Below are 14,218 nucleotides of genomic sequence, written 5' to 3' on the forward strand. Positions count from 1 at the left end.
GCACCAATCTGTGACTCGCGCATTTCATACTATCAAGGTAGACTAGCTTCTGAACAAATTTAGGGATCATCCATGTATCGAGTATTTGAACGCTTTACCAAACCCTTTCCCGAGCAAGAAGTTGGTCAGCCACCACAAGGTTTGTTGGCTTTCTGTCGCTTCTATACTAAGGGAATGGAATTACCCTTGTTATTTATGTCGCTAAGTGCTGCGCTCCTCGCAATTTTGGAAGTAACATTATTTGGCTTTATGGGTGATTTAGTTGACTGGCTCTCCACTTATACACCACAAACTCTATTTGAAGCTAAACAAACCGAGTTAATTCGAATGTCTGTCATCACGTTAGTGGCGCTGCCACTGTTAGTCTTTTTTCACAGCGCCATTTTACATCAGAGTTTATTGGGTAATTACCCAATGGCTATTCGCTGGCAGGCACACCGCTACTTGCTAAAGCAGTCTATGACATTCTATCAAGACGAGTTTGCAGGGCGTATTGCAACTAAAGTGATGCAAACCGCCCTAGCCGTGCGCGAATCAGTCATGAAGCTACTCGATGTGCTGGTTTATATTTTAGTGTACTTCACCGCCATGCTCGCACTTGTTGCGAGCAGTGATATACGTTTGATGATCCCGCTAGTTATTTGGCTTGCCTGCTATATCTGTTTCCAATTCTATTTTGTTCCTAAACTAAAACGTGTTTCTAGTGAGCAGGCTGACGCGCGCTCAGAAATGACGGGAAGGATCGTTGATAGCTACACCAATATTTCAACCGTAAAGCTTTTCTCTTATACCAAACGAGAAGAAGAATATGCCAAAGACAGCATGGATGTGTTTATTCAACCTGTATATAAGCAAATGCGCTTAGCAACTAGCTTAAACGTTAGTATTCAAGCCTTAAATTATCTTTTGGTATTTTCCGTCGCGGCACTTTCCATCTACTTATGGTCTTTTAATGCGATAACCGCTGGTGCAATCGCAATTACAGTTGGTTTAGCCTTACGACTAAATGGTATGGCGCAGTGGATAATGTGGGAAATTAGCGGCCTATTCGAAAATATTGGTACGGTTGCAGACGGCATGAACACACTCTCAAGACCGCTTGATATTGTTGACCAACAAACAGCGCCACAGTTAGATTTTAAAGCCGGAAAAATCGACTTTTGTAACACTACCTTCGCTTATAAGCGTAAAGATGCAGCGAGACAGCATAACGTCATCGACAACTTGAACCTACATATCAAACCCGGCGAGAAAATTGGTGTAGTTGGCCGCTCAGGTGCGGGTAAATCGACCTTAGTGAACTTATTACTGAGATTCTACGATACCGACGGCGGCAGCATCGAAATAGATGGCCAAAATATTGCGAAAGTAAAACAGGAAAGCTTAAGACGTCATATCGCCATGGTGACGCAAGATACTTCTTTGCTCCATCGCAGCGTGCGTGACAATATTCTTTATGGTCGCCCTGATGCATCAGAAGAAGAATTAATAGCCGCAACAAAAGAAGCGCAGGCTTACGATTTTATCCAAGACTTAGAAGACAGTCACGGTAATACTGGCTTTGACGCACAAGTAGGTGAACGCGGTGTGAAACTATCAGGTGGCCAACGCCAACGTATCGCCATTGCCCGTGTATTACTAAAAAATGCGCCAATTTTAATTTTAGACGAAGCCACTTCAGCCTTGGATTCTGAGGTTGAGCAAGCTATCCAAGAGAGCTTAGATGCACTGATGGAAGGTAAAACCGTTATTGCAATTGCCCATAGGTTATCCACGATTGCACAAATGGACAGACTAATCGTTATGGATGAAGGTCGGATAGTAGAAGAAGGAAGCCATCAATCCTTGCTAGCTTTAGGTGGTATTTACGCCAAACTGTGGTCGCATCAAACCGGTGGATTTATTGGCGTTGAGTAACGCCATTACAAAATAGTGAGACCGCCTTTTCAACTAATATATCAAGCTCTGCTTCTGGAAGCGGAGCTTGCCATTTTATCGCGCGTTCCCAATAGCCTAGCTTTTTCAGTGCGCCCCAAAAGTACGCTGCGGCAAAGTCCGCATCAAAACTACCAAGACACCCTGAATTCGCAGCATCTTCGAACCATTGGATCATCGCGGCTTCACAATGACTAAACTTTTCATTTAAATTCTGTGCTTGCTCAAAACTACGCATCGATTCAATCATCACAATACGCGACAAACGCATATAATCCTCGTCATTCAACAAAGTCATTGCGCTTTTCGCAAGATGTTGCAGTTGCACTGAAAAGTCATAGTTTGGGATAAATTGTATCGCAGTTATCGGCTTAATTCGCTCAATTAACAGCTCAACAACGGCATCAAAGAGCTCGTCTTTGGTCGAGTAATGCTTGTATAACGTGCGCTTTGATACTTCCGCTGATTGACTGATCGACTCCATCGTCGTCGCCTGCAAGCCTTTTTGAGCGAACTCTTCTATCGCTGCACATAAAATTGACTGCTGTTTTGGTGAAAGTTGCGTCATTTACTTATTCTGTCTTTAATTAATAGTGGGAAAAGCGAGCCATTGATAGCTGCTACTCACATGGTCAGTTGTATACCGAGAATCACCTCTCTATACAGAGATAAGCCTTCTTCGTAATAAATCAACATTCCCTTTATTTTAATCAATAAAGTCGTTAATAAAAAGTACACATGATCGTATACCTAAATTGAAGAAAAGTACACGCAACCGTTTACCTTTTATTTCTTTAAGTATACACTACCGTTTACTTGTTTAATTGTCGAACAAATAGCCTTTACTTTGGTGTGGTTAAGGTATGAAATGAACTCACTTGACTGATTGCATCCAGTTGAGTGTGCGTTATTAAAGGCAAATTGCAAGGTAGTTCCCCGTCAAAGCCGGGGCAGCATAAAATGATAATATAGGAATTGGAGTGTTCATGTATCCAGCATCAATACGCAGTCGTGTTAAACACCTATCTTTTTTAATGCTCACGTTAGGCACTTTGTCAGCGTGTTCAGAAGCACCACAGCAAGGGGGCCATGCAATGCCACCTGCGCAAGTGAGTGTACAACAAGTTACTACTCAATCAGTGCCTTTCGATATCGAACTTCCGGCCACTCTCGCGGGTGATAAAGAAGTCGAAATTCGTTCTCGAGTTTCTGGGATCATCGAATCTCGCAACTTTGAGGAAGGTCAATTTGTAAAAGCTGGTCATTCATTATTCACCATCGAGCTTAAACCTTTTGAATTAGCGGTAGAAAAAGCGCAGGCAGCACTTCAGGCAGCAAAAGCAAACGTTGATCAAACTAAGCGCGAGAGCGAAAGGCTTGAGCGTTTGAAGAACGAGCGTTCAGTATCAAAGCGCGACTTTGATAACTCAGTATCGGCCTACGATATTGCAGTTGCGAATTTAGAATCTGCAAAAGTCGCATTGAGTGAAGCCAAGCTAGACCTTGAATACGCCAAAGTTGAAGCACCTGTTTCTGGTATTGTTGGTCGTGAACTGATGTCAGAAGGCAGTTATGTTTCTGGTCCGAGTGTACTATTAACTGAACTTACCGACATTAGCACCATTCGTGCTCGCTTCGGCTTTTCAGAGCGTGAGCAGCTAACAATGCGCCAAGATGTAGAAAATGGCTCATTGTCATTACCAGATCATAATGAATTTGATACCACGATTATTCTGCAAGACGGTTCACTATACGGACAAGCCGGTAAAGTAAACTTTAGCGACGTTCGGGTAAACCGCTTCACGGGTACCAGTGAGTTACAAGCTCGTATTCCTAATAAAAATGGCGAGTTAAGACCAGGTCAGTTTGTTCGAGTTAAACTCTCTGGTGCGGTACGCAATAACGCGATTGTACTTCCGTAAAGAGCGGTATTAGACAACGGCACGGGTAAATTTGTATACATTGCCACCAAAAATGAACAAGGCACAACCGTAGCCCTGCCTGCACCGGTCAAAGTTGGTGAGTGGGTCAAGCTTAATAATGAGAATATGTGGGTTATTCGCGAAGGCTTAACAGAAGGTCAACCTGTCATCGTTGAAGGCATGGCGAGGATCTTCTTCCCTGGTATGCCAGTGTCTGTGAGCGAGCAAGGGGAATAATCTGATGTTCTCCAAATATTTCATAAACAGGCCTATTTTTGCCTTTGTTATCTCTATCGTGATTGTACTTGCGGGCCTTGCTGCCATGCGCAGTTTGCCTGTTGCGCAGTATCCCGAAATCGCTCCACCTCAAGTTGAGGTACGTGCGGTATACCCTGGTGCATCAGCGGATGTATTAGAACAAACCGTTGCAACCCCTATCGAAAACGCGATTACGGGTGTTGAAGGCATGATGTACATGACATCAACCAGTACCAACTCCGGCGTAACAACTATTGCAGTAACTTTTGAGATTGGAACGGATGTTGATCAGGCTGCCGTAGATGTAAATAACCGGGTGAAGCAAGTTGAAGCTCGTCTCCCTGAAGAAACTAGACGCCAAGGCGTTGTGGTTCAAAAGACATCTTCTAACTTCTTGCAAGTACACGCGTTCTATTCGCCAGATGGAACTCGAGAAAGTCTCTGGACATCTAACTACGTCACCATGAATATCCTTGACCGCGTCAAACGCATTCCAGGTACGACTAACGTGCAGATCTTCGGTGCTAAAGACTATGCCATGCGTATTTGGTTGCGCCCGGATATTATGAGTCAATTGCAAGTCACAGCAGACGATATTGCGGGTGCAATTAGAGAGCAAAACTCTCAGTATGCTGCGGGTAGTATTGGTGCAACACCGACATCTCAAGACGCGCAATCGCTCGTTTATAGTGTCACCGCGAAAGGACGTTTATCGACGGCTGAAGAGTTCGAAAATATCATCGTTCGTGCAAACCCAGATGGCTCAACACTGCGCCTTAAGGATGTTGCTCGCGTAGAGCTTGGTTCTAAAGACTATAACTTCCAAGGTACTATTAACGGTAAGGAAGCGGTATTGCTCGGTGTATTCTTGCAACCGGGCGCGAATGCGCTTGACGTGGCTAAAGCAGTAGAGGCTGAAATTGAACAGATCAAACCTCAGTTCCCTACAGGCCTCGCCCACGTTAACTCTTACGACACCACACGCTTTGTAGAAGTCTCAATTCGCGAGGTGTTAAAAACGCTTGGTGAAGCAATGATTTTGGTATTCTTAGTGGTTTACCTGTTCTTGCAAAACTGGCGTGCAACGCTAATTCCAACGCTTGCAGTTCCGGTCTCGTTACTTGGTACATTTGCAGGTCTCTATATGCTCGGTTACTCGATTAACACGCTTACGCTGTTCGGCATGGTGTTATCGATTGGTATCGTGGTAGATGACGCCATTGTAGTACTTGAGAATGTCGAGCGTATTATGCATGAGCAAGGCTTGCAGGCTAGAGAAGCCGCAGTTAAAGCAATGCAAGAAGTAAGCGGCCCCGTAGTCGCGATTGTATTGGTATTGTGTTCGGTGTTTGTACCTATCGCTTTCCTCGGTGGGTTAACAGGCGAACTATTCCGCCAATTTGCGATCACAATCTCCATCTCTGTAAGTTTATCCGGTGTGGTTGCACTGACGATGACACCTGCACTTTGTGTATTGCTGCTTAAGCATGAGCACAAACAAGATGCCAAGTTTTTCTTGTGGTTCAATGACTGGTTCCATCGTGTAACCGGACGCTATGTTGGTGCGGTTAGCTTTATGGTTCGCCGTGGTTTTGTAGGCCTAACCTTAATGGTAGCGATGATTGGTGCAACGGTATTCCTGTGGCAAAAAACACCAAGCTCGTTGGTACCAGACGAAGACCAAGGTTACTATATGATAGCGGTGTTCTTGCCTGACGGCTCTTCATTAGAGCGCACCGCTAAAGTGGCTGATGAAGTGATAGCGGCTGCAAAGTCAAACCCAGCTAACGAAAACGTCGTGGCGTTTACAGGGATGGACTTCATCGGTGGTGGCTTCAAAAATAGCGCGGCGACTATGTTCGTGACGCAAACACATTGGGATGAACGCGATGTGTCGGCGAAGGAACTTGTTGGTGAGCTATTTATGAAAACCGCGCATATTAACGAAGCATTAGTGCTGGCGTTTAACCCACCACCAATTTTCGGCTTGGGTACAACAGGCGGATTTGAAGTCTTCTTGCAAAATAAAGGCGGCTCTGATCCCGCTAAATTGAAGCAAGGCATGCAGATGATCATGGCCGAGGCGCAGAAGAGCCCTATCCTTACTGGCATTCAAACGCTATGGCGTCCTGATGCACCGCAGCTAAAGGTGCATATGGATCGTGAACAAGCGCGTGCCATGGGGGTTAATATCAATTCTGCGTTTAACGCACTTGCAGCCAATTTAGGTAATTACTACGTCAACGACTTCAATAAGTTTGGTCGTGCATGGCAAGTGATTATGTCCGCTGAAGCCGAGTTTAGAATGACACCGGAAGATGTTGGCCGCATTTATGTGAAAAACAATCGTGGCGAAATGGTACCAATTTCTGCATTTACGGATGTTGAGTATAGTCGCGGCCCGGAAACCATGAATCGTTACAATAACTTATCTGCAGTTAAGTTAATGGGCGAAGCAGCACCTGGCTACAGCTCAGGTCAAGCTATCGCGGAGTTTGAGCGTATCGCCAACAAAGTGCTACCACCTGATATGACTTACGAGTGGACGGGTTCCGCGTTCCAAGAAAAGCAAAACTCTGGTACAACCGGTATTGCACTCGGTATGGCCGTGATCATGGTATTTTTGATCCTAGCAGCACTTTATGAGCGCTGGTCATTGCCATTCTCGGTTATGTTAGCGCTACCGTTTGGTACTTTTGGTGCATTGGTCTCAATCTGGATCGCTGGGCTAACCAACGACGTTTACTTCCAAATCGGTTTGGTTACCCTACTTGGCCTTGCCAGTAAAAATGCCATTCTTATTGTCGAGTACGCACTCATGAAGTATCAAGAAGGATGGAGTCCAGCAACTGCAGCCCTTGAAGCGGCAAGACTGCGTTTTAGACCTATTATCATGACTTCACTTGCTTTCATACTTGGTGTAGTTCCACTGGTGATGAGTTCTGGAGCTGGCGCAGGAGCAAGACACAGTGTGGGTACCGGCGTAATGGGTGGTATGCTCTCGGCTACCTTCCTCGCAGTATTCTTTTTGCCACTATTCTTCTATTGGCTAATGGCAAGACGGATGTCAGAGAAGCGTTCTAAGCAAGAACTTTCAGATGAAATCGCGAAGCATCATAAAGATGAGCATGTCGATACAGATGAAGGATTAGCTTAATAACATCCCTTAAGTGAAACCACAAAACGCCTGAATTTTCAGGCGTTTTTTATACCCCAAAAAAGCTACTCTTGACCTTTCCACTACCTCACCATCACACACTTTATCACTAGCCATTAGTCGTAATTTCATGCTTTTCGTCCAAATGCACTTGATTTTGTCGACAATTAGGTTATCACTGATAAAGCATAATGATAAAAACTAGAGATCAACAGCAAGGACAAGATATGACAACAGAGAGCCAATTAATAAATGCAAGTGCACTTACAAAGAGTTACTTCAAAGGCCCCCAAGTAGCACCGCTTACTCAACTCACCATAGGGCAATACCTAGAAGATATTGTCGACAATTATCCAGAAAGAGAAGCCATTGTTGTCTCTCATCAATCTGTTCGCTTAAATTATCGTGAGTATCTCGCCAAAATAAATCAACTTGCCGCAAGCCTTTTAGCTGTGGGCATACAACCAGGGGATAGAGTTGGGATTTGGTCTCCAAACAATCTTGAATGGAGTCTAGTGCAATTTGCAACCGCTAAAATTGGTGCAATTATGGTGTGCATTAACCCAGCTTATCGTCCAAGCGAGCTTGAATACGTGCTAAACAACGTTGAGTGTAAGATGTTAGTTATGGCGAAATCATTTAAACATAGCCATTACGTTGACATGATAAGAGAGCTGGCACCAGAATCTTATGACTGTATGTTTGGCGAATTATCTTCACAGCGCCTTCCCTCTCTCAAACAGATTGTGCTGATTGACGAAGATATTGAACCCGGTCTTATGAATTTCAGCACCCTGTTATCTAAAGCTAATGATGCCCACTATCTTGAGGCAAATGCGATTGCAGCCAACCTCAGTGCCAGCGACGCAATCAATATTCAATTCACTTCAGGTACTACAGGCAACCCGAAAGGCGCCACCCTCACCCACAGTAATATCCTCAATAACGGATTACTCGTCGCCAATGCCATGAAGCTCACAGAGCAAGACAAGCTTTGTATTCCCGTGCCGCTTTATCATTGTTTTGGCATGGTGCTCGGTAATCTCGTTTGTATCAGTAAAGGGGCGTGCGCTGTATTCCCTAACGATAGCTTTGATCCGCTTGTCACCTTAGAAGTTGTTGAACGAGAAAAGTGCACTGGGCTTCACGGTGTACCAACAATGTTTATCGCACAATTAGAGCACTCAGACTTTACACAGTTTGATCTATCTTCGCTGCGCACTGGCGTGATGGCAGGCTCTACCTGCCCTGAAAAGGTCATGCGCCAAGTACAAACCCAAATGCATATGACCGATGTACTAATTGGTTACGGGCAAACCGAGTGCAGCCCAATCAATAATATTACCGAAATCGATTCGCCTGTTGAGAAACGCGTGCAGACTGTTGGTCGCGCTATGCCACATACCGAGGTAAAAATCATTGATGAACTAGGACATATTGCTCCAATTGGCACACCAGGTGAAGTATGTGCCCGAGGATATTGCGTAATGAAAGGCTATTGGCAAGACCCAGAAAAAACGGCGGCAACTATTGATAGCGATGGCTGGCTACATTCTGGCGATTTAGGGGTAATGGACAACGAAGGGTTCGTCAGTATCGTCGGCCGCATAAAAGACATGATCATTCGCGGTGGCGAGAATATTTACCCCAGAGAAATTGAGGAAGTGCTTTATCATCATCATGATATTCAAGACGCCGCTGTATTTGGGATCAAAGACGAAAAATATGGTGAGGAAGTATGTGTATGGGTTCAACTTAAGCCCGGACACTATATTACGGAAGAGGATATTCGTATATTTTTAAAAGATAAACTCGCCTATTTCAAAGTCCCAAAACATATCAAGCTCGTTGAAAATTATCCGATGACAGTCACAGGCAAGCTACAAAAGTTCAAAATGCGAGAGCAAATGGAAAGTGAGCTAGATGCATTTGCCGAATCTCAGTAACTAAGATGAGTAAGTGGTGAGCAATATCCTAGCTCACCACTTACGTAGCTCTTACAACGCGTTTGAAAACTTTGCTCTGTAAAAATCACAACCACCGCTAAGCTACTACTCAACTAATTGTTTAAATTGAATTTTTCTTTGGTTCATTTCTTGCTGTTAGTTTCTAAATTTTATATGAAGGAAACGAGCAATGACCAAGTGTCCATTAACCACCACAGCTGGTAATCCAATCGCCGATAATCAAAATAGCCTTACCGCAGGTCCTCGAGGCCCATTATTGGTTGAGGACTACCAGCTAATCGAAAAACTGGCGCATCAGAATAGAGAGCGTATTCCAGAGCGTACCGTGCATGCTAAAGGATGGGGTGCGTTTGGAACATTTACGGTAACAAACGATATAAGCCGATATACCAAGGCAAAGCTATTTGCTGAGGTTGGTAAGCAAACCGACATTCTGATGCGCTTTTCAACAGTAGCCGGTGAAAAAGGGGCTGCCGATGCGGAGCGTGACGTAAGAGGTTTCTCGATAAAGTTTTACACTGATGAAGGAAATTGGGATTTAGTTGGTAATAATACCCCCGTATTTTTTGTCCGTGATCCGTATAAATTCCCAGATTTTATTCACACCCAAAAGCGCCACCCAAAAACCAACCTGCGTTCCAACACCGCGCAATGGGATTTTTGGTCACTGTCGCCAGAAAGCCTGCATCAAGTATTGATTTTAATGTCTGACCGTGGCTTGCCAACGGATGTGAGACATATGAATGGCTATGGCTCTCACACCTTTAGTATGATTAACGAGGAAAACCAAAGAGTTTGGGTGAAGTTTCATATGAAAACCCAACAAGGCCACCAGCATCATACCGATGAAGAGTCAAAATCTGTAATTGGCGAAAGTAGAGAGAGTTTTCAAGAGGACTTGCTTGAGGCCATAGAGCGCGGAAATTATCCGAAATGGGATATGAAAATTCAGGTGATGACTGAAGCACAAGCAAAACAGTTCCAACACAATCCGTTTGATTTAACCAAAGTCTGGCCGCATGGCGACTTTCCACTCATCGATGTTGGCACACTCGAATTAAATCGCGTACCAGACAATTATTTTGCAGAGATAGAACAAGCTGCATTTAGTCCGTCTAACGTGGTGTCTGGCATTGGGTTTTCTCCGGATAAAATGTTGCAAGCACGCATTTTCTCCTATGCCGATGCTCACCGCTACCGACTCGGTACGCATTATGAGGCATTACCCGTTAATCGTCCAAAATGCCCAGTGCACCATTACCACAAAGACGGTGCAATGCGGTTCTTTAACAATGAGCCGGGTGGTAACGAAGATGCTTACTACGAGCCTAACTCGATGGGAGGCCCAAAAGAGAGCCCAGAGTATAAACGCCCTGCTCTTGAGCTTGAAGGAATGGCGGATAGATACGACCACCGCAAAGACAATGATGATTTTTCACAGCCTCGTGACCTATATTGCCTATTTGATGATGCCCAAAAACAGCGCTTGTACGGCAACATAGCACGCGCTATGGCGGGTGTACCTGAATATATCATTGAACGCCAACTTGGGTTATTTAAATCTGTTCACGAAGAACTTGAAGCCGGTGTTAGAACGGCACTGAATGAAAAAGGTTAACTGCCTAATCTGAACAAAAAGCTAGCACCTGAAGTGCTAGCTTTTAAAGCTGCTAGATTTGTGACCATGCCTTTTTGGTTCCAAGCGTATAAGCCCCACCTATAACCAAGCAAATTGATGAACTCACCAGCCAAAACGTCATGCTGTTATCTGGGATCGTTGGCATGATAAAAACAAAGCCAATTCCCCTTATTAAAAAGATTGCACTTATTACACACAGGGCGATTTTAAGCATAGGTAATTGTCGGATCCGTTTCGCCCCTGAAAACGCATAGCATGACCAGAGCAGTAAAATCGTAGCGATAACGGCAGTGACAATGTGCGGATAAATAAGCCCCTGTTCGGCCATAGTAGCCATTTCCTCGCCCGCACCAAAAAAGCGATACCAAGGCGCGCCAAAGATAATGCAGCCAATGTGCGCCACTGCCGCAATGGCTGTACACACACCCGCGAAGAGTAAAAAGTGGTTGGTCGTTTGAGTTTTCGTGTTCAAGTTCATTTCCCTATATTGTCAACTTGCTTGAGTATCGCTGCTCTGCCTCTGCCTGTCGATAGATATGCGCTCAACCAATATTATCTGTGGGTCGTGATTTATCACGACAAAAAGATTTCCGCGGCATAAAAACCTAAAAGATCGCGGGGTGAACCCGCTCCCACCTGATATGGGTAAGTGTTATTACAACGCTATGTTTTTGGTGCAACGAGGGGTAGATCAAACTGGACCATTAGACCACCTTTCTCGCGATTAAAGAGTTTAAGTTGTCCACCATGGGCAATCGCGACTTCATTACAAATACTCAGCCCTATGCCTGTGCCACTGGGTTTAGTAGAAAAAAACGGCAGTACTGCGTTTGCTAGCTTTTCTTCTTCCATTCCTACACCTCTGTCAACAACCACGACTATCAGGCGTTGATAATCAACCAGCAGCTTCACGCCTATTTCATCTATCTTAGATCCTGACTCATGGGCGTTTTTAACCAAATTAATCATCACCTGCTCTACCTGTATGGGATCAAAAAAAGCGCGCTCCACAGGAAGTGGTGCCAGCAGAGTAAAGTCATAAAGCTTATTTACGGTATCAAGTAAGGGCTGCAAGGGTTGCTCTGAAATATTAGGAGCCGGTAATCTCGCAAATTCGCTATATTTAGCGACAAACTCACTCAAGTTTTCGGTGCGGCGATTAATGGTTGCCAGCATATCAGGCAACAACTGGACTAGGGTATGATTTTGTTCTTTAGCACTGCGCTCAACAATCGTATTTGCGGAGTTAGTCAACGAAGAAATAGGCGCTAATGAATTATTGAGTTCATGACTGATAAGGCGGATCGCATTTTTCCAAAGCCCTACTTCTTGACGGCTCATTTCGCTAGATAAGTTTTGACACATTAACAATACATGTGGCTGGTGGTTGAGCGTTATGCTCTGCCTTGAAAAGTAATAGCTTTGCTTTTCATCATTGGCTTGAAAGGTCACAAACCCAGATTCTTTTTGTAGCAAAATGGTTTGCAGTTTAGGATCTGCATTCGCGATAGCATGATGCAGTACTAGGCCGCTTAACGACTTGTTGTTATTAAGTAATTTTCCTGCTTTATCATTAGCGTATACCACTTGATCAAATTGGTTTAGTAATAAAATAGATACCGGTGACACCTGCAAAATAGTATCGAGTAGTAACTCCCTTTGGCTGGTGGCGTGGCGCTGCTTTTTTAGTGTCGTCGATAAACGATTATATTCCAGAATTAAATCAGACATTTCTATGCTTTCAAAATGCGTAATTTGAACTGAGAAGTCTTGATCTTTAAAACTGCGGATCCCGTCCGTTAAGCAATCTATGATCCGTTGTTGGCGAGAGAAAAAGTAACTGATACCGACAGTGCCAAATACCGTTGCAACAAGCAGCCCCACCGGAATTGCCAGAGTAAGTGGTATTGCAAATGAAGCTGCCAGCCATAAAATAGCCGCAAACACCAATAGTGATACAAATAAGCATGCAGACACCGCTGCTTGAAGAGACACCGTCATTTTAAGCCAAACTTCTCCATTCTCCGGTATAGTGCTTGCCGACTTAATCCAAGCTTTCTTGCGGCTTTACTGACTACGCCATCAGCGCTGTCTAATGCAGCTTCGATATCTGCTTGTGTATATTCAAGCGGCTCTTCATGTTGTGGTATTTGAATTGCTAAATGCTCACACTCAATTTCTTGCCCGGGGCTCAGCAACACAGCACGGCCTATGGTGTTTTCAAGCTCCCTGACATTTCCAGGCCACGTGTGGTGCTTTAACTGCTTCATTGCCGAGTTACTCAAACTCTTATTGCTCGGCAAAAAGTGATCCACTAACACGGCAATATCTTCTTTTCGCTCAGATAGTGGCGGCAGTTTAAGCTCAATCATATTGATCCGATAATACAAGTCTTCTCTAAAACTACCTGCGCGAATGGCTTCTGGTAAATTACTGTTGGTGGCACTGATCACCCTAACATTTACCCTTTTCGTGACCGTGCTGCCAACGCGTTCAAACTCACCACTTTGTAAAACCCTTAGTAACTTTTGCTGACCTGTCAAAGACAAGTTGCCGATTTCATCCAAAAACAAGGTGCCACCATCGGCTGCTTCAAAGCGCCCAGCCCTCGATTTTTGTGCGCCTGTATAAGCACCACTTTCAACCCCAAATAACTCGGCCTCAATGAGGTCCGCCGGAATGGCCCCCGCATTCACTTTAATAAAGGGCTTATGTTTATAGCTGCTATTGGCTTGCACAATTTCTGCAATTTTCTCTTTTCCAGCGCCGTTTGGTCCTGTGATCAGAATTGGCGCATCGGAGTGCGCAACCTGAGTCGCCATTTCAAGCAAGCTCAACATGGCCGGATCGGCAACCACCACACCACACAGGTCGTATTGCGCTTTTAGCTTTTGTAATCTGGCATTGCGCTGATTAGCAGCGCTACTTACTTGCTCTTGTAGTTCTCGCATTTCGAGCAAGTTTTTCACTGAAGTGACGAGTTTATGATCTTTCCAAGGTTTAGCTAAGTAGTCTGCCGCACCATCTTTAATTAGCTCCACCGCCATTTCAAGATTTGTCCAAGCGGTCAATAAAATGATAGGTAAATCAGGCTCTAAATCTCTGATTGCTTTATACAGGGCTTTACCTTCCGCGCCGCTGGTGGTGTCTCGGGTAAAGTTCATATCTTGAATAACTAAGTCGAACTGTTTGCTACGAACCTTCTCTAGGCCCAGCTGCGGAGAGGTAACACCTTCACACGGAATATCATTGAGTAACAAAAGGACTTTAATGGCTTGAATTACATCCGGATTATCGTCAATTACCAATACACTCATGAACGCTTTTGATCCTAATTTGT

8 protein-coding genes and 1 pseudogene are annotated in these 14,218 nt (G+C 44.5%); 5 read left to right on the forward strand and 4 right to left on the reverse strand.

The features are described from left to right. The first annotated feature begins 72 nt into the window (after nucleotides 1-72). Nucleotides 73-1,917 carry an ABC transporter ATP-binding protein gene (locus ABMY45_RS18215; protein ID WP_211866157.1) on the forward strand — a complete coding sequence of 615 codons (1,845 nt, stop codon included), beginning with the start codon at nucleotides 73-75 and terminating at the stop codon, nucleotides 1,915-1,917. Here ABMY45_RS18215 and ABMY45_RS18220 read toward each other — a convergent pair. Then, nucleotides 1,901-2,503 carry a TetR/AcrR family transcriptional regulator gene (locus tag ABMY45_RS18220; RefSeq protein WP_010604874.1) on the reverse strand — a complete coding sequence of 201 codons (603 nt, stop codon included), beginning with the start codon at nucleotides 2,501-2,503 and terminating at the stop codon, nucleotides 1,901-1,903. The genes ABMY45_RS18215 and ABMY45_RS18220 overlap by 17 nt on opposite strands. Before the next feature lie 418 nt (nucleotides 2,504-2,921). Here ABMY45_RS18220 and ABMY45_RS18225 point away from each other — a divergent pair. From ABMY45_RS18225 to ABMY45_RS18240, 4 genes and pseudogenes are all read left to right on the forward strand, one after another. Beyond that, nucleotides 2,922-4,094, forward strand: a pseudogene (locus ABMY45_RS18225) (efflux RND transporter periplasmic adaptor subunit). Nucleotides 4,095-4,098: 4 nt separating this feature from the next. Then, a complete protein-coding gene (locus tag ABMY45_RS18230; RefSeq protein ID WP_010604876.1) occupies nucleotides 4,099-7,272 on the forward strand; it encodes a multidrug efflux RND transporter permease subunit in 3,174 nt (1,057 codons plus the stop codon). Between the two features lie 227 nt (nucleotides 7,273-7,499). Next, on the forward strand, nucleotides 7,500-9,218 hold the full coding sequence (locus tag ABMY45_RS18235) for an AMP-binding protein (RefSeq protein WP_349289303.1): 1,719 nt from the start codon (nucleotides 7,500-7,502) through the stop codon (nucleotides 9,216-9,218). A 190-nt stretch (nucleotides 9,219-9,408) separates the two neighbouring features. Beyond that, nucleotides 9,409-10,857 carry a catalase gene (locus ABMY45_RS18240; protein WP_349289304.1) on the forward strand — a complete coding sequence of 483 codons (1,449 nt, stop codon included), beginning with the start codon at nucleotides 9,409-9,411 and terminating at the stop codon, nucleotides 10,855-10,857. Between the two features lie 52 nt (nucleotides 10,858-10,909). Here ABMY45_RS18240 and ABMY45_RS18245 read toward each other — a convergent pair whose 3' ends face one another. The 3 genes from ABMY45_RS18245 to ABMY45_RS18255 all read right to left on the reverse strand — a co-directional run bounded on the left by ABMY45_RS18245 (nucleotide 10,910) and on the right by ABMY45_RS18255 (nucleotide 14,195). Next, the gene (locus tag ABMY45_RS18245) at nucleotides 10,910-11,356 is read right to left on the reverse strand and encodes a hypothetical protein (RefSeq protein ID WP_211866163.1); all 447 of its coding nucleotides are present in this window, start codon (nucleotides 11,354-11,356) and stop codon (nucleotides 10,910-10,912) included. Between the two features lie 185 nt (nucleotides 11,357-11,541). After that, a complete protein-coding gene (locus ABMY45_RS18250) occupies nucleotides 11,542-12,879 on the reverse strand; it encodes an ATP-binding protein (RefSeq protein WP_349289305.1) in 1,338 nt (445 codons plus the stop codon). Then, the gene (locus ABMY45_RS18255) at nucleotides 12,876-14,195 is read right to left on the reverse strand and encodes a sigma-54 dependent transcriptional regulator (protein WP_349289306.1); all 1,320 of its coding nucleotides are present in this window, start codon (nucleotides 14,193-14,195) and stop codon (nucleotides 12,876-12,878) included. The genes ABMY45_RS18250 and ABMY45_RS18255 overlap by 4 nt, the downstream gene beginning before the upstream one ends. Between the last annotated feature and the right edge of the window lie 23 nt (nucleotides 14,196-14,218).

This window comes from Pseudoalteromonas sp. XMcav11-Q, assembly GCF_040104525.1.
In the GTDB taxonomy this organism is placed as follows: domain Bacteria; phylum Pseudomonadota; class Gammaproteobacteria; order Enterobacterales; family Alteromonadaceae; genus Pseudoalteromonas.